Raw genomic sequence first — 22,515 nt, forward strand, 5'->3', positions numbered from 1 at the left:
TTCTCAAAATCTATATCTTCGGTTTCTTTTTATATTTTCTTTTCATGGCTAGTTCACTTATATCATCACGTATTAATGTTTTTATGCGTTATTTCGAGATAATATTACTTGTAGACTTTTTGGTATATGTATTTAAAAGGACGTCTAATAAACTAATAAGTTATGTTTATATTTTTTCTATTATGAGTGTCCTTTATGTAAAAAATATAAGCTCTATAATAGATCAAGGTCCCTATTACGCTCAGATTAATTTCTATAATTATCCTTATGTCTCTGTATTTAATAAAAAGAAAATAATTGAGACTAGATATATACCTCCTTATTATCAACAATATGTAATTTATGATTGAAAAACAATTACTACAAATAAATACTGTTATTAACTCTGGTTCCACTGGACGTATTGCTGAAGAAATAGGATTAAAGGCAATAAGTGATGGATGGAAGAGTTACATTGCTTATGGCAGGAATAATCGACCAAGTAAATCATACAAGATAAAAATAGGAAATAATTGGGATGTTACATGGCATGGGGTAGAAACACGTATTCTCGATCGTCATGGTTTTGCATCGAAAGATGCCACTCGTAAACTTGTTGAGCAAATTCAGATTATAAAACCCAATATTATTCACCTGCATAATATACACGGATATTATCTAAATTTCGAGATCTTATTTAATTATTTAAAATCGGCTAAAATTCCTGTTGTATGGACACTACATGATTGTTGGCCTATAACAGGACATTGCACATATTTCTCATTTATTGAATGTAATAAATGGAAAACTCATTGTGAAAAATGCCCTCAGAAGAAGGAATATCCTAGTAGTTATTGGGTTGACAATTCATATAACAATTTTAAATTTAAACAAAAGATATTTACTTCCGTTGAAAATATGACCATTATCCCTGTATCTAATTGGTTAGCTGAGATAATTAAAAATTCTTTTCTTAACAAATATCCCACAAAGGTTATCAATAATGGTATAGATTTAAATACTTTTAGGCCGATGAACATTGATAAAGTTAAAATGAAATACAATTTGAATGATAAATTTGTCTTATTAGGTGTAGCAAATGTGTGGGATAGAAGAAAAGGACTAGAAGACTTTATTAAGTTAGGAAATCATTTGAAAGAAGATGAGGTCATTATTTTGGTTGGTTTAACAAAAAAACAAATAAACTGTTTACCACATAACATTATTGGCATTACACATACAGAGAATGTTCAAGAATTAACTGAACTGTACTCTGCAGGAAATGTTTTTATAAACCCTACTTGGGAAGACAATTATCCAACAACCAATCTGGAAGCTATCTCATGTGGGACACCAGTTATAACCTATAACACAGGAGGAAGTCCTGAAGCAATTTCCTCTGAAACAGGTTTTATTGTAGAGAAAGGTAATCTCGAAGAAGTAAGAAAAGCCATTGATTCTATAAGAAAAAATGTCAAAGCCTTTTATAGAAATGCTTGTAGAAAAAAGGCTATACACATGTTTAACAAAGAAGATCGATACGCAGAGTATATCCAATTATATGAAGAAATTTTAAGCTAGTAGAGAAAAGTAGCCTTTTTATCTTTTTCTTATACTTTGAAAATTCTTACCTTTGAATTTTTAATAACTTACATAATATATTATTAATATGTCTTTATTCAGAGACAAAATCCTATTAATCACCGGTGGCACAGGTTCTTTTGGAAATGCAGTATTAAAACGGTTCTTGAATTCGGATATCAAAGAAATACGCATTTTCAGCCGCGACGAAAAAAAGCAGGACGATATGCGTCACCAGATACAGAATCCAAAAGTAAAATTTTATATTGGTGATGTACGGGATAAACGTTCGGTGGACACAGCAATGCGAGGCGTTGATTACGTTTTCCATGCTGCTGCATTGAAACAAGTACCTTCGTGCGAATTCTTTCCCATGCAGGCAGTGCGTACCAATGTTATTGGCACGGAGAACGTACTAGATTCTGCAGTGGAACACGGTGTGAAGAACGTGGTAGTGCTTAGTACCGATAAAGCCGCTTACCCTATCAATGCAATGGGAATCAGTAAGGCGATGATGGAGAAGGTGGCAATTGCAAAGGCTCGTTCGTTGGACAATGACGCCACAACTACAATCTGCTGCACCCGCTACGGAAACGTGATGGCCAGTCGCGGTTCGGTAATTCCTCTATGGATAGGCCAGATAAAGTCCGGAAATCCGATTACCATAACCGATCCCAATATGACACGGTACATGATGACGCTGGATGATGCGGTTGATTTGGTTCTTTATGCTTTTGAGCACGGTAACAATGGAGACCTTTTTGTGCAAAAAGCTCCTGCTGCCACGCTGGAAGTGCTGGCTGAATCGCTGAAAGAATTGTACCAGACCGATACGGAAATAAAAATCATCGGAACCCGACACGGCGAAAAGTTGTACGAAACTCTAGTAACCCGTGAGGAAATGTTCCGCTCCGAGGACATGGGTAATTATTTTCGAATTCCTGCCGATGCACGGGACCTGAACTACGACAAGTTTTTTGTGGAAGGGCAAGTGGATATATCAAAAGTAGAAGATTATCATTCCCACAATACTCTCCGCCTGAACATAGAGGATATGAAGCAACTGTTACTTAAACTTCCGGAAGTGAGAGAAGATGTACTAAATTGAGCGCAATGAACATACTAATTACCGGCGCAAAGGGGTTTATCGGGAAAAACCTGATAGTCGAACTGAATAACATCAAAGAGGGTAAGGCAAAAACATACAGCCTGATGACGGATCTGACTCTTTTTGAATTTGATACAGACACTGATCCGGCATTGTTGGATGGTTATTCAAAGGAGGCCAGTTTTGTGTTTCATCTCGCCGGGGTGAACCGACCCAAAGATCAGGCTGAATTTATGGAAGGGAATTTCGGGTTCACTTCGTTATTGTTGGACACATTGAAGAAACACGGGAACAACTGTCCTGTTATGCTAGCCTCTTCCATTCAGGCGGAACTGGATAATCCCTATGGCGTCTCAAAGAAAGCAGGTGAGGAGTTGCTGCTTAACTACGGAAAAGAGACAGGGGCAGAGGTATTGATCTACCGCTTTCCCAATGTGTTTGGAAAGTGGTGTCGACCTAATTACAACAGCGCGGTGGCTACTTTCTGCCACAATATAGCGCATGACCTTCCCATTCAGGTAAACGACCGCAGTATAGTAATGACACTGGTCTATATTGACGATGTAGTAAAAGAATTAATATCGGCACTGGAGGGGAATCCCTACAAAGAGGATACTTTTTGCAAAGTGTCCATAGAACATCAGTGTACTCTGGGAGAGATCGTTGATCTGATCTATTCGTTTAAAGAAAGCCGGAAAAACTTACTCGTACCCGATCTGTCTGATGCTTTTACAAAAAAGCTTTATTCAACCTACCTAAGTTACCTTCCTGAAAATCATTTTTCTTATCAATTAAAGATGAATACAGATGAAAGGGGCTCCTTTACGGAGTTTCTGAGATCACCGGATAGAGGACAAGTATCGATCAACATTTCCAAACCAGGTATCACCAAAGGGCAACACTGGCATCATTCCAAAAACGAAAAGTTTTTAGTGGTAAGCGGTAAAGGGGTGATTCGCTTCCGGAAGATCAATGAAGAAAAAGTGCACGAATATTTTGTTTCAGGTGATAAACTGGAAGTAGTGGACATTCCTGTGGGATACACACATAACATTGAGAATCTGGGCAAAACAGATATGGTAACGGTGATGTGGGTAAATGAGGTTTTTGATCCTGAGCATCCCGATACCTTTTTCCTGCCTGTTTAAAATCATCTTTTAGTATAAAACAAAAATAGATTATAGTGAAGAAGTTAAAAGTGTTGACGGTGGTTGGTACTCGTCCCGAGATTATTCGCCTGGCATGTGTTCTGCAGAAGCTTGATGCATCGGATGCTATTGAGCACATATTGGTGCATACCGGGCAGAACTACGATTACGAGCTTAACGAAGTATTCTTTGAGGATCTCGGGTTACGTAAACCGGATTATTTTCTGAACGCGGCTGGCAAGAATGCGACCGAGACAGCAGGACAGATACTGATCAATATCGATCCTGTTTTGGAAAGAGAACTGCCGGATGCTTTCCTTGTGTTGGGTGATACTAATTCATGCCTGTGTGCCATTGCTGCCAAGAAACGTCATATTCCAATCTTCCATATGGAGGCGGGGAACAGGTGTTTCGATCAGCGTGTGCCGGAAGAAAGCAATCGCAAGATTGTAGACCATACAGCGGACATCAACCTTACCTATAGTGATATTGCCCGTGAATACCTTTTAGCCGAAGGCTTACGCCCTGACAGAATAATCAAGACGGGTAGCCCTATGTTCGAAGTGTTGACACAATACTTGCCCAAGATTCAGTCATCGACTATACTTGACACATTGAACCTGGAAAAGGGAAAATTCTTCGTGGTATCAGCCCACAGAGAAGAGAACATCTCTTCTGAAAAGAACTTCTTCAACCTGGTTGATATATTGAACGGGATCGCTGAGAAATATGATTATCCGGTGATTGTTTCTACCCATCCACGTACCCGTAACATGATTGAGAAAAAGGGTGTGAAATTTCATGGGAATGTGCAGCTGATGAAACCAATGGCGTTGAGCGACTACAATAAGTTACAGATGAATGCTTTTGCTGTGTTGTCTGATAGTGGCACAATCTCTGAAGAGTCGTCGATACTTAACTTCAGGGCACTTAATATTCGTGAAGCACATGAGCGTCCCGAAGCAATGGAAGAGGCCTCTGTGATGATGGTGGGACTGAACCCCGAGCGTGTGATGCAGGGACTTGTGCAGCTACAATATCAGCAAATTGGCGATGAGCGCAATTTCCGTCCCATTGCCGACTACAGTATGCCCAATGTGAGCGATAAGGTCGTACGAATCATCATTTCATATACCGATTACATTAAAAGAGTAGTATGGAATGAATAAAGCAAAAAAATTGGAAATAGTAAAACCAAATCTGTGGATAGTAACGGAACTTTTCTATCCCGATCAAACATCAACTGCATATATTCTATCGAAAATTGCAAATAAGATGATGGAAAAATATGAAGTCCATGTAATTACTACCGATGCATTATATCAGCAAAACAGTGAAATTTCTGAAAACTATTTCAGATTGGATGAATCTATTAAAGTGATTAGGACTAAGTCGGGTAATCTTAACAAAAATAATTTGGTTCAACGAACCTTAAGACTTTTCAAACTTTCTAATTTTCTATTTGACGAACTTAATAAAAGAGTCTCCGAAAATGAAAAGATCTTTATAGTAACAAATCCTGCACCGTTATTGCTGAAATGTGCCAAGCTTAAGAAAAAGAAAAATATCAACCTTAATATTTTAATCCATGATGTTTTTCCCGAAAACACTATTCCCGCAGGTATAATAAAGTCCAGAAAATCTATTTTGTTCAAGTTCCTTTCATCTAGATTCAATAATGCATATGGAATGGCTGACAGATTAATTGTATTAGGTCGGGACATGAAATATATAGTGGAGCAGAAAGTTTTTAGAAGTAATAATAAACCGAAGATAAGCATTATTGAAAATTGGGGTGATGTAAACAATATAACTCCCTTCACGATTAAGCCAAGTATTCTTGAAGAAAGACATCAAAATGGATCGTTAACTATCCAATATGCAGGTAATATTGGTCGAGTACAAGGATTGGATTCATTTCTGGAATTATTTTTTGAGTCAATAAATAAACAATTAGTTTTTGATTTATGGGGCGATGGCGCTATAACTGAATCTTTAAAAAAGTCGACGTCAACAATGAGCTTGAACCATAGAGTTAACTTCTATGGTCATTATTCTAGAGATGAACAGAATAAAGTATTAAACTCTACTGATATTGCATTGGTTACTCTCTCAGATGGCATGTACGGATTAGGTGTTCCTTCAAAAACATACAATATTCTTTCAGCAGGAAAACCGATCTTATTTATTGGCGACTTGAACAGTGAAATTGCTTTGATGGTAAACGAAGAATCGATTGGATACTGCTTTTCACCAAATGATAAAGAGGGAATTATTGATTTTCTCGACAATTTTAATTTAAACTTACTTACACAACTTGAGGAAATGGGAAAAAGAGCAAGATCTCTTGTCGAAAATAAATATAGTGAAGATGCTATACTTAATAAATACTTAAACGCTATTTGATTTATTTATGAAATTATTATTCACAGGTGCCTCTGGATTTTTAGGCTCTAATCTGAAACCATTGTTGAAAAATAACTTCGAGATAAAGACTTTAGGTTTGACTGATGACGATGATTATAAAGTTAACATTGCAATAACTGTTCCTGAAATAGATATATTGTTTGACGTTGTTTTGCACGCTGCGGGTAAAGCCCATTCAATTCCTAAGACTGAAGAGGAGAAGAAGTCTTTTTTTGATATAAATTTTCAAGGAACAGCAAATTTATGCAGAGCTTTAGAGAAGTCAGGTCTTCCTAAAGCTTTTATTTTTGTCAGTACCGTAGCCGTTTATGGTTTGGAAGCGGGTGAAAACATAACGGAAGAATATCCGCTTAATGGTGATTCTCCTTATGCATTGAGCAAGATTAAAGCAGAAGAGTTTTTAACCGATTGGTGCGTTCGTAATAACGTTACTCTGGGTATTATTAGACCTTCACTAATTGCAGGTCCTAATCCTCTTGGTAATCTTGGTGCAATGATTGATGGTATTAAATCTGGTGCATATTTATCTATTGCAGGAGGAAAAGCAAGAAAAAGTATATTGATGGTGCAGGACATTGCTCGGCTGCTTCCTGCCCTAATAGAAAAGGGAGGTATTTACAACATTTGTGATGACTCACAACCTACCTTTAGAGAGCTAGAGTTGTTAATTGCAAAACAACTCGGCAAAAGGAGTCCTATTTCCATCTCTTACAGCTTTGCAAAGTTCTTAGCTTCTGCAGGTGATTTTTTGGGCAAGAATGCTCCTATAAATTCGCTTAAGCTTTCCAAAATAACTGAGTCACTCACTTTCTCTAATGAAAAGGCAAAACAGGAATTAAACTGGCAGCCATTAAACGTTCTCGAGAATTTCATGATTAAATAATGATTTACATTCTATTATTTGTTTTGCTGCTTGCGGCAGAACTTTTTTATTTCCGGATAGCAGATCGATTTAACATCATCGACAAACCGAACGAGCGGAGCTCGCACAACTATATCACCATCCGAGGTGGAGGGGTCATCTGGTGGGTAGCCGCCCTACTCTACCTGTTGTTTAACCTATCCGTAACGGCCGGGTGGTTTTTGGCTGGAATCACGTTAATTGCAGGTGTAAGCTTTGTGGATGACGTAAAAGGGCTGGGACAGAAAATGCGCTTGCTCTTTCACCTTCTGGCAATGAGCTGTGCATTCTACCTGGCAGGTGTCTTCGGGAGCTATCCTTGGTGGGCTATAGTTATCGGCTACGTAGTGTTTATTGGCATCGTCAACGCGTACAATTTTATGGATGGCATCAACGGGATCACAGGACTCTATAGTATAGCAGTACTGGCTTCGCGGCAGTATGTTAACCTGTCGTACGGAAATTTTGTGCCACCGGACCTGATCTGGTACCCGATGATTGCTTCTCTAGTATTCCTTTTCTTCAATTTCCGGAAGAGAGCCCGGTGCTTTGCCGGGGATGTGGGAAGCGTGGCCATCGCTTTCTGGATTGTGACACTACTGCTAATATTGATCATAAAAACGGAGAACCTGATATGGATTGGCTTTCTGATGGTTTACGGAGTAGATGCAGTAATGACTATTCTGCATCGTATCTACTTGAAACAAAATATCATGGAGGCGCACCGGCTCCATTTCTACCAGATACTGGCGAATGAAAAGAAAATACCTCATCGATTGGTATCGCTGATCTATTTCACGGTTCAGCTGCTCTGCTCGGCGCTTATCATCCTGTTTTATCCTGTGCTGGGATGGGGTATCTTTGTAATCCTATTGCTGGTTTTGATGGGACTTTACATGATCAAGTTCCCGATGATGAACGCAAAAAAGTGTGATGTATGCTGATTGACGATGATTTACTCGATAAAGTTACGGAACAGGCAAAAGCCAGTTCCCGACTCCGCATGAATTTCAACCTGCACGATTCGCTGGATGCGAAAGCGCAGCGGCTACTGAACGCGTTGGAACCTGGAACAGTGTTGCCCGTACACCGTCACAGGGAAACGGCGGAAACCTATATCGTGCTGAGGGGCAGTATTAAGGTCTTGTTTTATAATGACGACAAAGTGCTTACAGCAGAATTCCTGATTGATCCCAATGAGAAGGAATACGGCATCCATATCCCTGCCGGACAGTGGCATACGCTGGAAGTACTGGAAAGCGGAACCGTAATCTTTGAAGTGAAGGACGGCCCTTATGCTCCCTTGCAACCGGAGGATATCCTGGAGCCAAAGACTTAATCAGACTTAGAAGTTTAAACCCTAGTCAAAGCCCTTATGTGCTTTTACATAAAAAAACAGAGTTGATTTATACTCGGAACCAATTGATTTTTACTATCTTTGCAATAGACGGTTTTTTTGATTCTTGCCGACTTTGTATCTAACATATCAAAAAATAATAAGATGGTTGCTGAAACGACAGATAAATTAAGGAAAAGACATACCGGACGGAACGTGCAGAGAGTCCGGATGTATTTTGGTGTGAAACAAGAGGCTTTGGCTGCAGACCTGGGCATAACCCAGCAGGAAGTGTCGAAGATTGAACAGCAGGAAGAAATTGAAGAAGAAGTGTTATCGCAGATTGCCAATGTGCTGGGAGTCTCCTCAGAAGTAATCCGGGATTTTGACGTGGAAAGGGCTATTTACAATATCAACAATATCAGAGACAATACGTTTGAGCAGGGAGCGACATCCATTGCCCAACAGTTCAATCCTATAGAAAAAATAATTGAACTATACGAACGCTTGTTACAAAGTGAAAGAGAAAAAGTTGACTTATTGAAAAACAAATAAATTTTACCGTCTGTAATTACATTAAATTGATCTATTTAATATGGAAATGGAGAACTATACCAATACTTTACATATAGGCAGAAAAATTGAGAGAGTACGCCGCCTACGGGGAATGACACAGGCTGATTTGGGGGATATTTTGGGTGTAACCAAGCAGGCAGTCTCTAAAATGGAGCAGACTGAACAAATGGAAGATGAGAGAATAAAGCAGGTTGCTGAAGCTTTGGGCGTCACTGAGGAAGGATTGAAAAAATTTACTGAAGAAACAGTTTTATATTATACGAATAATTTTTACGAAAACTCAAACGCAACCGCGACAAATATCGGAACAGTTTCCAGTATTGAAAATATTAACCACTTCTCAATGGAACAGGCCATCAAGCTTTTCGAAGAACTGATAAAAATTGAAAGGAAAAAGTTCGAATCTTTAAAAAAAGAGAAAGAATAGAACTGCTCAATATCCTGCAGGTCTTCTCCAACCATTATATTCCAAAAAAAGCAGCGGATGAACTGACCGCTGCCAAAGACCGGGAAATCACCTGGCTGAAAGAAGAAATCCTATACCTGAGAACGAAAATAGACCGGTTGCTGGAAGTACGGGAGAATGGGACCGTGATCTTCGAAGTGAAGGACGGCCCCTATGCCCCCCTGCAACAGGAGGATATCGTGACACCGGTATCATAACTTTCCTTACCAGAAAATTGCCTGGTCTTCGTCCGGAACCAGTGTGCTAACGTTGCGCTGCATCAGCATGGTGCCCTTGCACCTGTAGGGGAAGACCATGTTTTCACTGGAAACGGGATCTTTGTAGCGGTACTCCATCGTTAACGTGAAGAAACGCTTGATGATGTGCGGACGGTCGATATCCAGCTCTTCCTTTATTTCATACGTCGGCTCGCCAATCACTTCAAATTCCAGCGCGGGATTCTCGGCTGTCAATACCAACCTCCCTTTCTTCAGATAGAGGCCCGTGGCTTCAACTTCCGTCACCTCATCCGGTTCCAGAAATTCGCACTTCACCTTAAAATCGCCCCTGTTCTCCGCCAGCTCCTCCGTGATGCCGGCATAAAAAAATACGGTGTTTTCATCCACAACCCGGGCTTCCCGAGTGCTAGCCGTCATGTACTTGGTGGTGTTGTCCCCAAAGTAAACGTACATGCTGGCGGCATTGTAGATTCCCGAGTAATCGTTAAAGGGCATGATCCAGAGTAACGCTTTCTGCCGGCCTTTATAGGTGTTAAGCGTATAGGACGGATCGGGCAGGATAGTCAGGGGCAAGACCCATTTCTCCACCAGGTCGAGCCCCGAAAAGTTGAAGTGTATGGGAAAGAACGCCACATCAACACCGGAGGGAATCCGGCAGGTTTTCGAAGGCAATTCAAAGAACTCTTCCGGTAGTTGCTTGTAATACAGATCGCTCCGGGCAGCATATCTACCGAAGTTCAACAGGTTCAACGTATCGTTATCCACGTCGATATGGACGGAATAATCGCGGTCGTTGTTTTTTGAGCCGCTCACGATCACCGGCAGCTTATAGGTGACTTGCAGGTTATCGGGCTGATACCTTAGATAAATGACAGATACGTCATCCCTGTTGATTGGCGCTTTCAGGGATACCATCCGGGTGTACAACTCTTCTTCCCACTCGTTATTGCAGCCGCTCACCACAAAGAGAGCTCCCAGCAACAAGATCTTATAAATAGATATGTGTCTCATTATTTATTTACTGTTTATATTGAATTAATCAAAAGATGGCCATCCCGGAGCTTGTGTAAGGCGGGCATTCCGTTTCAGTTCATCGTAAGGAACGGGCCAGAAATATTTCTTCGTGGACCATGAGGTTTGCACACTGGGCACAACAACCTGTTCATGGAAGAAGTCGCGGTATTCTCTCGGAACGGTGGTATTGCAGCCGTAGATCATCTGACTTTCTTCCTCGGGTGCGTCTTTCCAGCGACGAAGGTCGTAATAGCGCTGGTTTTCTCCCAGAAACTCAACCTGCCGTTCACGTTTGATGGCATTTCTTAATTCATCGGGATTTTGATACGGATCGCCCGTTCCAATCTCATCGAAGTTGGGTAGACCAGCCCGTAGTCGTACAGGGAGAACAGCCGCCTTCATAGCTGCAATATCGCGGGACACGGTATATGTCTCGCTACCGTCCCAGGATGCTACCTGATAAGTAGACGTTAATTCATTGAGTGCTTCGGCATACATAAGCAGGATATCGGCATAACGGATAGCCGGATCCACCTTCGGATATACCGTTCCGTCCTTGTAACTTTCCTTGGGGTTTACATACTTCATCATGCCTATGCCGGTGGGTATCCACCGGTCGTCAGTACTCACAATCTTCCGGCCGTCGTCTTCCCCGTAATAGTAAAACGTCTGGAAGTCGCGATTATTGGCATCCTTGGCGCTGGTACAGGCCCAATGCGCACCATTGAAGGCTACCGAAGCGTAAAAGCGGGGCTCCCGGTTGGCATATTCGAGCCAGACATCTTTCCTTAAATAGGGGTATTCGCCGTCGGCCTGCGTGAAGCCTTTCAAGCTGGTAGCACGGTCGAACGGTTTTCCGTCGTTCATTGCATAGGCATCGCACTGTTTACCCGTGATGCCGTGGCAGTTCCATCCGCCTGCCTTGCTGACAGGCATCTGGTGGCGAGACATGGACTGAATGCCATATTCGTCGTGTAACTGATTATCCCCACGCGAGAAGATAAGTTCGGGGTTTTCCGATACGTAGAGGTCGCCGTTGAACAGGGCACGGTAAGAATCGAGCGGATCGATATCCTTCCATCCCCCATCCTTCCATCCGCGCTCCGAATATACCGGATGGTAAGGCGGTTCAATTGTTTTGGGATAGGCTCCCCAAAGTCCTCCGCTGCTGCGTTTGGGTGCCACATAAATCTCATATTTGTTCAGTCTGATCACATCGAGGGCTGCTGCAGCGGCTTTTGCCCATTTCTCCTCGTCGTACTCCCCGGAAATAAGTTCTTTGCCTGTATCATCGGTGAAAGAGGACATATCGGGATTACCATTCATCAACGGACTGGCAGCGTAGAGATAGGCTTTGGCACGAACGGCCAGTGCTGCCCCTTTGGTGGGGCGTGATGCATTGCGAGAACTGCGGTCACTTTCCAGAAACTGTGCCGCCAGTAGCATCTGTTCAGCAATATACTCGGCGCATTCGTCGTACGTGCTTCTGGGATAGGCCAGATCGCTGTAGGGCGCTTCATAGTCGAGTCCCTCGTCGGGTAGAATGGGCACCGGCCCGTATTTCCTCAACAACAGCCAGTAGAGGTAACCGCGGATAAAGTAGGCCTGCCCCTTCAGATCGTCGCACATCTCTGCGCTGATCTCTGCACCCGGGTGGACATGTTGCAGGAAGATGGAGGCCTGGCGGATACCTTCGTACGACTGATCCCAGGGACGGGCAATCAGGGCATTGACATTTCCTCCGTATTGGGGGCCGTACTGCCCGAATTTATAGTTGGAATAAGAGATGCCGGCACCGCCTTCCGTGAAGATCATGTCATCGGAGTAATTGGTGAGGGTAAATCGTACGTGTCCGATCTCCAGGTTATAGGAAAGAAGCTGGTAGTAGGCGTTGGCCAGCCATTGCTCGGTATAGTCCCTGCTGTTGAAGATGCGTTCCAGGTCCTGCCGGTCGTTAAAATAACGCTCCACATCGAGGTAATCGGAGCAGGACAATACAAAGGTCCCGATGCAGATTATTACGCTGAATAGTATATTTTTTCTCATCTTTTTTTCTATTTAAATATTGACTGTTAACCCGAATGTAATTGTTTTCCCCAACGGATATTTCATGCCGTTGGAGCTTCCCATCTCCGGATCCCATAATTTGAATTTCGAAAAAGTCAGCAGGTTCTGCCCAATAATATGTATCCGCACCTTGTCCATAAACATCCGGGTAGTCAATGCCTTGGGCAGGGTGTAACCCATCTCCAGCGTTTTCAACCGCAGGTAGGAGCCGTCGCGCAACCAGTAGGTAGAGGCACGGTAGTTGTTGGCGTTGCCGCCGTAACTCAACCGGGGATATTCGGCATCGGGGTCTTCGTTGACACCCAGTATCCAGCGGTTGGAGTTGGCCATCTCTTCGAGGATGTTGCCCCACTCTCCATTGACAAAAGGATAAACGGTAAACCCGTTGATGAAGAAGTGGGATTTGCCCGCCCCCTGGAAATGGAGGTTAAAGTCAAAACCCCTCCATGTGGCAGAAAGGCCGAGGCCGTAAATAAGGTTGGGCCGTGTGGTAGAGCCGATGGGTACTATATCATCGTTGTTGATGATGCCGTCTCCATTGATATCCTTATACTTGATGTCGCCGGGCATGACGTCCCTGCGATCACTGAAGTCCTGGCGGGGGCTGTTGCGGATATCTTCATAATCCTTGAACAGGCCCAGGGCGATCAAACCCTTTGCTTGATCCACACGATAGCCGGTGCGACGGAGGTAGGGATAACGGTTCACCATCTCATCGGCTTCGGTGATCTCGTTCTTGCTGTAGGTGAAGTTGCCGCGGATCTGCAGCGCCACATCGGCCACTTTCTGATCCAGCTTAAAGTTCCCATCGAACCCGTTGGTCTTCACACTGCCCACGTTGGCGGAGGGGTTGGAGCCCTGGATACCCACCATATCGGAAAGATAGGATCGGACCATATAGATGCCGTCCCGCTTTTCGTCGAAGTAGTCGACTGTCAGTCCAAACTTGTCTCCCCACAAGTAAAGGTCTACTCCCAGGTCGTGCTTTTTGGCAATCTCCCAAGTGACGTTATTGGAGGATACCCGGGTATAAGACAGCCCCGGATAACCGAAAGCACTGTTCAGGTCGCCCCAATTGTAATAAACATCCTGATCGCCTGCCGGTGTGTTCCTGCTGTAGTTTCCGAAATCGGCCAGGTAGGGAAAACGGGATGAGGAGTTATCGGTTCCCACTTCACCGTAAGAATACCGGATCTTGAGCATTCCCAACCAATCCATACGGTCTTTCACAAACGGCTCCTCCGCGATGTTCCACGCTGCAGAATAAGCGGGGAAGAATCCGAACTGATGCCCCTTGGCAAAGTTCTCCGAACCGTTATACCCAAAATTGAAATTGAAGAGGTAGCGGTTCTTATATCCGTAAGAGAGGTTTCCGGCCAATCCCTGATGACGGCGTGCGATACCCTCCATGATATTTCCCCCTATGCCGGAAGTGTTCACGTAGTTATCGTGTGTGTACTTAAGCACACTGCCCACGTTGTGGTCATTGAAGTTTCTCCCGTAGGATATCTCTGCCTCCACGAACTCCTTTCTGTCGCCTGATGCAGAAGATCCCTGAGACATCAACCGCTCCGGAACCAACCGGTTAAAAACAATCTCTCCGTTAGAGTCCCTTTGCCGTTCGGCTCTCCACATCTCCGGATTTTTTCGGCGCTGTATGTAGTTGTAATTATAGGTATCATACCCGAATCGGCCTGAAAATTTTAACCCTTCGGTAATGAAATCCAGTTTCTGTTCTAACGTCACATTGGAATTGATGGTATTTTGCCATATCTCGGAGTATCCTGTCTGCGTAGCGGCAATCCACGGGTTGTATTTTCTCTCCCACGACTCAGCATCTTCGCCCTGCATGATCGGCACATATCCGTTGGAATACATCACCGGCATGGTAATGGGGTTATAGCCGAACACCGAATACCAGATGTCGTCAGTACTGATTGCCCCGGAACGATTCGATTTTTCCAGGGCCCCTCCGATACCTACCTGAATAAGGGTGGAGGTAGTCAGGTTCATATCCATGTTCAAACGATAGTTATAACGCTGATAATTGGCATTGGTATCGTATTCCTTCATCGTCCTATCCACATGATACATGCCTCCCTCGTCGAGAAAGCTGCCGGAGAGATAATACCTTGCCTTGGCTCCCCCACCTTTCACACTGACTGAGGAACGATACATCGGAGCACCGTCTTTCAACAAAAGGTCCATCCAGTCCACATTGGGATAGATGTCCGGATCGAGCTGTTCACCGATCATCATCAACTCCTGATCGGTATAAACCGCTTTCTGATTACGAGTGGTACGGGCTTCGTTAGCCATGGAAGCATAAGTGAGCCCATCCACGAATCTGGGCGTGCGGGTACGGGTTGTCCAGGTATATTCCGATTTGGCGTTCACCTCCACTTTTCCCTCACCTCCTCTTTTTGTATTGATAAGAATAACCCCGTTAGCGCCGCGTGACCCGTAAATAGCGGTGGCGGAGGCATCCTTCAATACGGAGAACGACTCTATATCCTCGATGTTGAGTTCATCCATGCTACGCTCAAACCCATCGACCAGGATAAGGGCACTGGAACTGCCCCCGAAGGTTGAAATACCGCGGATCCAGAATTCGGATGTGTTGGATCCCGGCTGGCCCGAACGTTGCATGGCCATCACTCCCGCCACGTTCCCGGCAAGAGCGTTAGTGAGGCTCGACACGGGTGTCCTCAGTGTACCCACTTCTACGGTAGTGATAGCTCCCGTGACGGTCACTTTCTTCTGCGGGCCCATTCCGGTGATGGTCACCTCATCGAGGGCGGTCGCTTTTGATTCCTGCATCGTGATATCAAGTATCGTATCTTTATCCTTTACCAGGTGCTCCTGCGTTTCGTAACCGATGTATGAGAAAACAAGATATTGAAAAGGTTCAATCTTTATCTTGTAATTCCCGTCAATGTCGGAAGCTACTCCCAGTCCCGGTTTTTCTTTTACGATAACCGTGGCACCGATTAACGGGACTCCTTCTGCATCGACAATGGTTCCGGTGACTTCCACACTCTTTCGTTGAGCAAAAATGCTCGATGCACAGATCATGGTACATATAGTGGATAGTATAAATTTCTTCATTTTCTTCGCGTTTTATTCCTTTGGTTCATTCTACGGAGATGGTGCGTATCCGTTTATTTTCGCGGTCGGCCACGTAAAAGATCTCCTCTTCCTCGTCGTAACAGATGCCGGTAGGTTCCCGAAAGCGAGCTGTCTCACGGGCATCGCCGTCGATCCAACCCCATACTTTCCCGTCAACCCCCACGCTTCCCCGTCCCGCAAACGTACTGACTTCGCCGTCAGGGGTTACTTTCCTGATGGCATTGTTATTATGATCGCACACATAAAAGTCATATACATCCTCCTTACCCTGTGCTTCGTACTCTTTATTCTTCACGAACACTCCCTGTCGCGGGCGACTGAACCGGGCGGAGCTTCCCGGAGCATCTACATACCCCCCTCCGCCACCGATATCACCTACATGAAGTACGGATGAAACCAGTTCTTTTTTTGTTTTATCGTAAGCACAACGGTAAACACCATTGAATCCGGTCATGTACACATACAGATCATCGGGGTGCCGGAACATGAATACATGATCGCTGGAGTTGGCCCTGACGCTGAACAATGCTTTTCCGTCCCACATCCCGCTACTCTCGTCAAAGACCTGACGGGCTTTGTACACCTCGGACGATTGCCAGGTGTTGTAGAAGATGGATCCGTCGCTCATGGATACGGCGGAATAGGAGCATTGAGCGTACAAATAGGGATATACTTTACGGAATCCCTCGTTACGCAGCGAATAAAACATATTTGGCATCTGATGACGATCATTCCAATTTCCACGGCCGTTGTCATCCACGAAAAAGAGGGTATCTCTCGTCGGTGTGTCGAACAACATCGATTTTACTTGATGCACGCCTGCCTGTCCTTTCATGAAGACGGAAGAGACCTCTTTTGTCGTGAGGTTGATCTTCCGCAGGGCTGCCAAGTTCTCCTCATCGATACAATAGATGATTTTATTGCCCTCATCGTCAATGTCGAATTCCAGCCACCAGGGGTGTTGAAACTCGGCCTCCTCAAACGATCCGTTGATTATGCTCGACGAGTTGGTTTGAGGGTCTACTTTCCCGGTCAGCGTATTCACCTGCAAGGCAGCTTGAAGTGTAAACAGATCTTCGAAGGTATGTTCCTTGATCATTTTTCCGTCCTGGTCCTTGATACGTATCACCACATCGCCCCTGCCAGACCGCCGGGGTACCATCGCACAGATCTTTGTTCCCGATGAACCAATTACGGGGGCTGCTACACCACCAATGAATACTTCAATTTTCGATACATCCGTACCGAAGTTGCTTCCTTCAAAAAAGAGAAGCGTACGTACGGCTCCCTCCTTCGGAGAAAACCCGGAAAAGAGCACCGGCCTGGAAGGATCAGGGGGTGTCACACTTTTGGGCCCTTCGTACCCGCCTTGCTGGCTACATCCCGTAGCAGTAATGGCTACTGTCATGCATATGACTAACAACCATACAAAAAAATTAAATGATTCGGGCAACTCACATGCAGTGATTAACAGGAGTTTTTTAAAAATAATTTTTTTCATGAGTGTCTAATGATTTAATAATGGCCCATCAAATGTTAATTTAGCCGAATGACAACAGGCGAATGGGCTCAACGATGAGACAAGATTTATAAATTAGGGGCAAAATTAAAGGTTAATGATTTCTAAATAAAAGAATTGAAGTTGACATTTACTTTCAACCGATTGATTTTTACTGTCTTTGCAAAAGTGAGCTCTTGTTGATTACCGAAAGGGCGAAAAGCCGCCAGCGGACATAGTAATTTTTCGCTCATTCAGCTTCTTAAATTCGTTCTCTCCATTGAGCATGGCAACATCGTTTAATGCTGATTTGTCCAAATAATATGCTGAATTAGCTTTTTATAAGTTTAAATTTAGGTTTGAAAAATTGCCTGTTTTGTTAAAAATGTATACTTTTACGGAATAAACAGAGGTATCATGAGAAAGAAAAGCGCGCAATTCTTAACAATGTTAATCCTGGTGATGGGAGGAGTATGCTTTAGCGGATGTGACAAGGACAACGAAGAAGATCCGCTGGGAGCGTCCAGGCCTATTTACAACATGTTGTCGGACCTGTCGAAAGGCGATATCGGTTTATACCTGACCGAGTGGGAATGGGCCAACACCTTTGGAATTACCATGAAACTCAGTTTCGACAGACAGGAGTGTACGTACACTTATCAGGAAAATGCTGCCAGCACCAAGATCACTACCAAATATACCTACAGCTTCACCTATCCAACGGTTATACTGACACCGGAAAATGCGGAAGAAAGCGTGATAACCGGAACAATTGTGAGCGGCAGAATCACTCTAGCGGACGAAGCCACTTTTGTGAATGCACAGAAAGAAACGGTCTGGAAGAAACTGACCCGAAAAAAATAACCTCACCTATTGTCATATGCAAAATGCTGCATAGAGAGGAACAGATTTCACATCGTTCTCAAAACCAAAATTCTTTTTACTGATCCGAATAGCGTATGGCGAATGGTATCTCTTTGCAAAAAGTGATAGGCTTCGGGAACGGTTCCGGTATCCTTTTTTTACTTCTACCGGAACAACACCGTCATCGTTTTGTAAAACAAAATCGATTTCTGCCTTGCCCTCGCTTTGCCAATAGAACAGATCAACCCCTTTGGCGGCCAATGCCTGTGCTACATAATTCTCGGCCATGGAACCGAGAAAAATATTATCCGCTTCAACAGGCGATAACAAGACCTGTAACGGTATCCTGGAGTGCAACGTGAGCATTCCGATATCGCCCATGTATAATTTGAAATTGGATAAGTCGGCATAAGCACTGACCGGTATAAACCCATGTTCCAACTTTTGACATTTGAGCACAATTCCCGCAAATTGAAGCCACTCTATCGATTCTCCGAAAATTGTGGCAGTGCCTCCGCGTTGTACAATCTTATATTGAAACTTGTTGTTCTCTTTTGCCAACTGCGCCGGAATGGAATTATAACAAGCCCTGATCTTGACACTTGTTGCCGCAGTGGCATATTTTGACATATCCGCAATGTACTGCTGAATGATACCGTTTTGGATCAATTGCACATCATGAAAACTTTGTGTATCAACAAACGAAGTCACCGCGGCTGGCATTCCTCCGACAATCATATATTGACGGTAATAATCCAACGCAACGGCATGAAGAGCTTCGGACATGGCCTCGTTACTTACGAAATGTTCTTCGATCACATGTAAAGACGAGTTGTTGTATTTTCGGTCAAAAATACAATAAAGTTCGGAAAAATCAAAATTTTATGATTATAATGAAGATAATGATTTATACGCCTGCCAGCGACTGATCACGTCGCGCACGTAATCCACGGTTTCATCGCCGCGAAAATAACCGGCTTTGCAAACCGGGTCGTTGTAATATTGTTCCAGCCGTTTTAACTGGATGAACCGCTCCACGTTCCCGTCCCACACGTTCTTGTCGGCAGCGTACTTCTCGGCCAGCGCACGGGCATCGGCGACATGCCCGATCCCGCCGTTGTAGGACGCTAACGCCATCTTCACCTGCTCCGTCTCGTTTCCAACGGAGGAGAACGTATCGATCAGCATTTTCAGGTATTCGGCTCCCGCACGGATGTTCGTCTCGGGTATATACAGATCGTTTCCGGCTATACCCAAGGCTGCCGCCGTGGCCGGCATCAACCCCATCAACCCGCCGGCTCCGGCCCACGACTGGCCGTCGGGATCGAACGTGGACTCGTGGTACGACACGGAGGCCAGCAACCGCCAGTCCACGCCGTACTGCTTGCCGTACTGCTTGAAGTAGGCGTCCCACGGGGAAATTTGCCCGGGAGCCAGCATCGCGACAAAAGTGGATTGATTATCGGCATGGAAACCCTTGGCTTCCTCGAAATAACGCTTCGTCAGCCGCAGGTAATGGGGTGCCCGGTTGACCCTGCCGAACCAGGCAGTCAGCGAATCGGCAAGGACAGGGGTGTCTTTCCGGACTGCCCACGAGGTCCGCTGATCGAAACTGACCTTCAGCCCTACATCGATGTTCCGGAAGTAGGTATGGTTGAGCCGCGCCACATACTCGTCGGCAACGGTGTACCGGATCTCACCTCCCGATACCATGCGGATCAGGTCTTCCTCCACCAGCGTATCCCTGTCCGCATACCGGAGGCGTAACCCGCCTCCCAGTTCCTGGTTCAGGTTGTTCATCCGCTGCTCGTACTTGGAACCGCGCAGCACATAGATATCCCTGCCAATCAATTCCGTCACATCCTGTAATACGGTATCATCGCGTTCGGCACGCTGCACCACTACCTGGTGGGAAATCTCCGACAACCCACAATACAGCACCGAGTCTTTCAATGCATTTTCTACCGGTACGCTGTAAGCAACCACGTCGCCGCTGTTGTTGAGAAGCAACCGAATAAGCGCCGAAGTATTTTGGGCCACTACGACCTGCAGTTCCAGCCCATGCTCATCGGCAAAACTTTTAATCATCTCGTAGTGATACCCCATCTCCTGGTCGCGGTAAATAAAATAGGAGGTGGAGGTGTTGAGCGTGATCACCCGGAGCGTATCCTTCGCGGCGATCTGCGGAAAATCATAGCCTGCTTCCTTGGACCTGTTGCAAGACAGGAGGAGCAGGATAAAGACAAATAAGATACGGCCGGGGTTGAACATATCCGTCAGTGATATTGAAACCGCTACAGCGTAGCAAACTTAATCAGGAAATAGACCAGATAAACACCCAGGAAAATAGTTCCCTGCCAGCGCCTTACGCGGGTACCTATCTTCATGAAAAACCACAGCAGCGCGCTGATGCCGACAACGAACAGGCTGTCCATAATGTTGATGTCTGGGGTCTCGATCGGATAAATAACGCCGGCAACACCCAAAATCAACAGGAGGTTGAAGATATTGGACCCCACCACGTTCCCGATAGCAATATCGGAACGTTTTTTCAGGGCGGCCACCACAGACGTGGCCAGTTCCGGCATGCTGGTACCAACAGCAACAATGGTCAGCCCGATCAAGGCTTCCGACATACCTAATTTCTGGGCGATGATAATGGCATTGTCCACCAACAGGTTTGAACCGTAGACCAGTCCCGCAAACCCCAGTGCGATCAGCAGTACGTCTATCGCCCAATGTTTGAATTGTTTGATGACTTCGTCTCCCTCGCTGGCCCGGTTCTTGTTTTTCAGCGAAGTAACAAAAAGATAGGCCATGTAGGCCACAAAGAGGAACACGAAGAGAAAAGCTTCGACAGACGAAATCCTACCGTCGAGAAACAACACGAAGAACAGTACCGCTGTGAGTACCATAACCGGAGCGTCGAACTTCAACAGCTGCCTTTTAATGGCCAGCGGATAGATAAGCGCCGAAATGCCCAAAATGATTCCGACATTAAACAGGTTGGAACCCAGTACATTTCCAATCGACAAGGCGCTTTGCCCGTTCATCGCGGCTTTTACGCTAACCACCAGCTCGGGAGCGCTCGTCCCCATGGAAACAATGGTCAGCCCGATAATCAACGGGCTGACACCCAACCGGGCAGCAAAGGACGATGCACCTGACACGAGCCATTCAGCTCCGAAATAAAGTATGACGAGTGAAACCAATAACCAAACAACTTCCATTAACAACTAGTTTTATGAGTAAGGAGGGCACAAAGCCGTACAGGTACCTATAACAACAAAAAACCCCTATGGTTCAAATGGCCAAAGGGGTTTTTTTATAAGGGTTTCGTTTTATTCCGTATAGAACCGGAAATCCTTCAGCATCTCCTGCAAGCGTTTGCGGGCGAAAAAGATCCGGCTTTTAACCGTGCCGATGGGAAGCCCCAGGTGTTGCGCAATTTCTTCGTACTTATATCCGGAAACGTGCATGGAGAAGGGAACTTTGTATTCATCGGTGAAGCTGGCAATGGCCTTGTTGATCTCCTTGATGGTGTAGGCTCCGTCGGGAGTATTGAACCCGGAATCTTGCGGCAGGTTCAGGTGATACAAATTCTCTGTTTTGTCGATAATTGTCTGGCTTCTGACAATTTTGCGGTAGTTATTCACAAATATATTGTGCATGATGGTGAAAACCCATCCTTTAAAATTGACGTTCTCGTAATACTTTTCCCGGTTGTCCAAAACCCGGAGAGTTGTTTCCTGCAAAAGATCTTTTGCATCTTCCCGATCTGCTGTTAAAGTTAATGCGAAGTTAAACATATTATCCTGCAAGCCCAGCAATCTGTTTTCGAAAGAACTTTTTGACTTCATAGCTTTAATTTTTGATTGTGTTGTCTTTTGCAAATATAATAACATAATTTACTCCGTGAACATTTTTTTATTTCAAAAACAATTAATTAGTGTTAACAAATCAGCCCAAATCATTTTGCGATTTGTTATTCAGCACGTTACACATATTTCATGTGGGGATTTTCTCCACACATGATCGATAAATAATATTTATATCGTGATTTGGATAATCTAAAAACGCAATATTTCCAGCAGAACGGTGATTTTAGATCACGTCTAAATAAGCCGGATGAAGGCAGGTTAGCCGGCATTTTTATGGCATACTATTTGCAAATAATTTGAAAGATTAAAATTAACACCATAT

General features: G+C 44.5%; 19 protein-coding genes. 11 read left to right on the forward strand and 8 right to left on the reverse strand.

What is annotated here, in order from left to right:
• Positions 1-342 precede the first annotated feature (342 nt).
• From AACM02_RS00550 to AACM02_RS00595, 10 genes are all read left to right on the forward strand, one after another.
• Entirely contained in the window at positions 343-1,560 is a 1,218-nt protein-coding gene (locus AACM02_RS00550) for a glycosyltransferase (protein ID WP_339115747.1), read from the forward strand.
• Positions 1,561-1,648: 88 nt separating this feature from the next.
• Positions 1,649-2,668, forward strand: a complete 1,020-nt coding sequence (locus AACM02_RS00555; RefSeq protein WP_339115748.1) for a polysaccharide biosynthesis protein — start codon at positions 1,649-1,651, stop codon at positions 2,666-2,668.
• A gap of 5 nt (positions 2,669-2,673) precedes the next feature.
• Positions 2,674-3,816, forward strand: coding sequence for a capsular polysaccharide biosynthesis protein CapF (locus AACM02_RS00560; RefSeq protein WP_339115749.1), 1,143 nt, complete (start codon positions 2,674-2,676; stop codon positions 3,814-3,816).
• Between the two features lie 35 nt (positions 3,817-3,851).
• The gene (gene wecB / locus AACM02_RS00565) at positions 3,852-4,985 is read left to right on the forward strand and encodes a non-hydrolyzing UDP-N-acetylglucosamine 2-epimerase (protein WP_339115750.1); all 1,134 of its coding nucleotides are present in this window, start codon (positions 3,852-3,854) and stop codon (positions 4,983-4,985) included.
• A complete protein-coding gene (locus tag AACM02_RS00570; protein WP_339115751.1) occupies positions 4,978-6,222 on the forward strand; it encodes a glycosyltransferase family 4 protein in 1,245 nt (414 codons plus the stop codon). The genes wecB and AACM02_RS00570 overlap by 8 nt, the downstream gene beginning before the upstream one ends.
• Positions 6,223-6,229: 7 nt before the next feature.
• The gene (locus AACM02_RS00575) at positions 6,230-7,126 is read left to right on the forward strand and encodes an NAD(P)-dependent oxidoreductase (protein ID WP_339115752.1); all 897 of its coding nucleotides are present in this window, start codon (positions 6,230-6,232) and stop codon (positions 7,124-7,126) included.
• Entirely contained in the window at positions 7,126-8,088 is a 963-nt protein-coding gene (locus tag AACM02_RS00580) for a glycosyltransferase family 4 protein (RefSeq protein ID WP_339115753.1), read from the forward strand. The genes AACM02_RS00575 and AACM02_RS00580 overlap by 1 nt, the downstream gene beginning before the upstream one ends.
• A complete protein-coding gene (locus AACM02_RS00585) occupies positions 8,082-8,483 on the forward strand; it encodes a WbuC family cupin fold metalloprotein (protein WP_339115754.1) in 402 nt (133 codons plus the stop codon). The genes AACM02_RS00580 and AACM02_RS00585 overlap by 7 nt, the downstream gene beginning before the upstream one ends.
• Positions 8,484-8,645: 162 nt before the next feature.
• Entirely contained in the window at positions 8,646-9,035 is a 390-nt protein-coding gene (locus AACM02_RS00590; protein WP_339115755.1) for a helix-turn-helix domain-containing protein, read from the forward strand.
• 40 nt (positions 9,036-9,075) lie between these two features.
• The gene (locus tag AACM02_RS00595) at positions 9,076-9,483 is read left to right on the forward strand and encodes a helix-turn-helix domain-containing protein (protein WP_321770222.1); all 408 of its coding nucleotides are present in this window, start codon (positions 9,076-9,078) and stop codon (positions 9,481-9,483) included.
• Between the two features lie 242 nt (positions 9,484-9,725).
• On the opposite strand, the gene AACM02_RS00600 is transcribed toward AACM02_RS00595, so the two are convergent.
• From AACM02_RS00600 to AACM02_RS00615, 4 genes are read right to left on the reverse strand one after another with little or no spacing between them, the layout of a single operon-like run.
• On the reverse strand, positions 9,726-10,751 hold the full coding sequence (locus AACM02_RS00600) for a DUF4973 domain-containing protein (protein ID WP_339115756.1): 1,026 nt from the start codon (positions 10,749-10,751) through the stop codon (positions 9,726-9,728).
• Positions 10,752-10,775: 24 nt separating this feature from the next.
• Positions 10,776-12,800 carry a RagB/SusD family nutrient uptake outer membrane protein gene (locus AACM02_RS00605; RefSeq protein WP_339115757.1) on the reverse strand — a complete coding sequence of 675 codons (2,025 nt, stop codon included), beginning with the start codon at positions 12,798-12,800 and terminating at the stop codon, positions 10,776-10,778.
• Positions 12,801-12,812: 12 nt separating this feature from the next.
• Positions 12,813-15,929: a TonB-dependent receptor gene (locus AACM02_RS00610; RefSeq protein WP_339115758.1), complete on the reverse strand. Its 3,117-nt coding sequence runs from the start codon at positions 15,927-15,929 to the stop codon at positions 12,813-12,815.
• Positions 15,930-15,954: 25 nt separating this feature from the next.
• Complete coding sequence (locus AACM02_RS00615) at positions 15,955-17,451, reverse strand: IPT/TIG domain-containing protein (RefSeq protein ID WP_339115759.1); 1,497 nt, start codon at positions 17,449-17,451, stop codon at positions 15,955-15,957.
• A gap of 414 nt (positions 17,452-17,865) precedes the next feature.
• On the opposite strand from AACM02_RS00615, the gene AACM02_RS00620 reads away from it, so the two are divergent.
• Positions 17,866-18,312, forward strand: coding sequence for a hypothetical protein (locus tag AACM02_RS00620; RefSeq protein ID WP_339115760.1), 447 nt, complete (start codon positions 17,866-17,868; stop codon positions 18,310-18,312).
• 12 nt (positions 18,313-18,324) lie between these two features.
• Here the strand turns inward: AACM02_RS00620 and AACM02_RS00625 are convergent, their stop codons facing one another.
• The 4 genes from AACM02_RS00625 to AACM02_RS00640 all read right to left on the reverse strand — a co-directional run bounded on the left by AACM02_RS00625 (position 18,325) and on the right by AACM02_RS00640 (position 22,172).
• Positions 18,325-19,131: a DUF4143 domain-containing protein gene (locus AACM02_RS00625; protein ID WP_339115761.1), complete on the reverse strand. Its 807-nt coding sequence runs from the start codon at positions 19,129-19,131 to the stop codon at positions 18,325-18,327.
• Between the two features lie 69 nt (positions 19,132-19,200).
• The gene (locus tag AACM02_RS00630; RefSeq protein ID WP_339115762.1) at positions 19,201-20,583 is read right to left on the reverse strand and encodes a transglycosylase SLT domain-containing protein; all 1,383 of its coding nucleotides are present in this window, start codon (positions 20,581-20,583) and stop codon (positions 19,201-19,203) included.
• A 23-nt stretch (positions 20,584-20,606) separates the two neighbouring features.
• On the reverse strand, positions 20,607-21,542 hold the full coding sequence (locus AACM02_RS00635) for a calcium/sodium antiporter (protein WP_214063379.1): 936 nt from the start codon (positions 21,540-21,542) through the stop codon (positions 20,607-20,609).
• 111 nt (positions 21,543-21,653) lie between these two features.
• Positions 21,654-22,172 carry an RNA polymerase sigma factor gene (locus AACM02_RS00640; protein ID WP_214063378.1) on the reverse strand — a complete coding sequence of 173 codons (519 nt, stop codon included), beginning with the start codon at positions 22,170-22,172 and terminating at the stop codon, positions 21,654-21,656.
• Positions 22,173-22,515 lie beyond the last annotated feature (343 nt).

The organism is Petrimonas sp., assembly GCF_963921705.1.
GTDB lineage: Bacteria > Bacteroidota > Bacteroidia > Bacteroidales > Dysgonomonadaceae > Petrimonas > Petrimonas sulfuriphila.

Excerpts from the sequence above, each read along its gene's own strand:
- AACM02_RS00550 (WP_339115747.1), top strand. The coding sequence starts at position 343 with ATGATTGAAAAACAATTACTACAAATAAATACTGTTATTAACTCTGGT.
- AACM02_RS00555 (WP_339115748.1), top strand. The coding sequence starts at position 1,649 with ATGTCTTTATTCAGAGACAAAATCCTATTAATCACCGGTGGCACAGGT.
- AACM02_RS00560 (WP_339115749.1), top strand. The coding sequence starts at position 2,674 with ATGAACATACTAATTACCGGCGCAAAGGGGTTTATCGGGAAAAACCTG.
- AACM02_RS00570 (WP_339115751.1), top strand. The coding sequence starts at position 4,978 with ATGAATAAAGCAAAAAAATTGGAAATAGTAAAACCAAATCTGTGGATA.
- AACM02_RS00575 (WP_339115752.1), top strand. The coding sequence starts at position 6,230 with ATGAAATTATTATTCACAGGTGCCTCTGGATTTTTAGGCTCTAATCTG.
- AACM02_RS00580 (WP_339115753.1), top strand. The coding sequence starts at position 7,126 with ATGATTTACATTCTATTATTTGTTTTGCTGCTTGCGGCAGAACTTTTT.
- AACM02_RS00585 (WP_339115754.1), top strand. The coding sequence starts at position 8,082 with ATGCTGATTGACGATGATTTACTCGATAAAGTTACGGAACAGGCAAAA.
- AACM02_RS00590 (WP_339115755.1), top strand. The coding sequence starts at position 8,646 with ATGGTTGCTGAAACGACAGATAAATTAAGGAAAAGACATACCGGACGG.
- AACM02_RS00595 (WP_321770222.1), top strand. The coding sequence starts at position 9,076 with ATGGAAATGGAGAACTATACCAATACTTTACATATAGGCAGAAAAATT.
- AACM02_RS00600 (WP_339115756.1), bottom strand. The coding sequence starts at position 10,751 with ATGAGACACATATCTATTTATAAGATCTTGTTGCTGGGAGCTCTCTTT.
- AACM02_RS00605 (WP_339115757.1), bottom strand. The coding sequence starts at position 12,800 with ATGAGAAAAAATATACTATTCAGCGTAATAATCTGCATCGGGACCTTT.
- AACM02_RS00610 (WP_339115758.1), bottom strand. The coding sequence starts at position 15,929 with ATGAAGAAATTTATACTATCCACTATATGTACCATGATCTGTGCATCG.
- AACM02_RS00615 (WP_339115759.1), bottom strand. The coding sequence starts at position 17,451 with ATGAAAAAAATTATTTTTAAAAAACTCCTGTTAATCACTGCATGTGAG.
- AACM02_RS00620 (WP_339115760.1), top strand. The coding sequence starts at position 17,866 with ATGAGAAAGAAAAGCGCGCAATTCTTAACAATGTTAATCCTGGTGATG.
- AACM02_RS00630 (WP_339115762.1), bottom strand. The coding sequence starts at position 20,583 with ATGTTCAACCCCGGCCGTATCTTATTTGTCTTTATCCTGCTCCTCCTG.
- AACM02_RS00635 (WP_214063379.1), bottom strand. The coding sequence starts at position 21,542 with ATGGAAGTTGTTTGGTTATTGGTTTCACTCGTCATACTTTATTTCGGA.
- AACM02_RS00640 (WP_214063378.1), bottom strand. The coding sequence starts at position 22,172 with ATGAAGTCAAAAAGTTCTTTCGAAAACAGATTGCTGGGCTTGCAGGAT.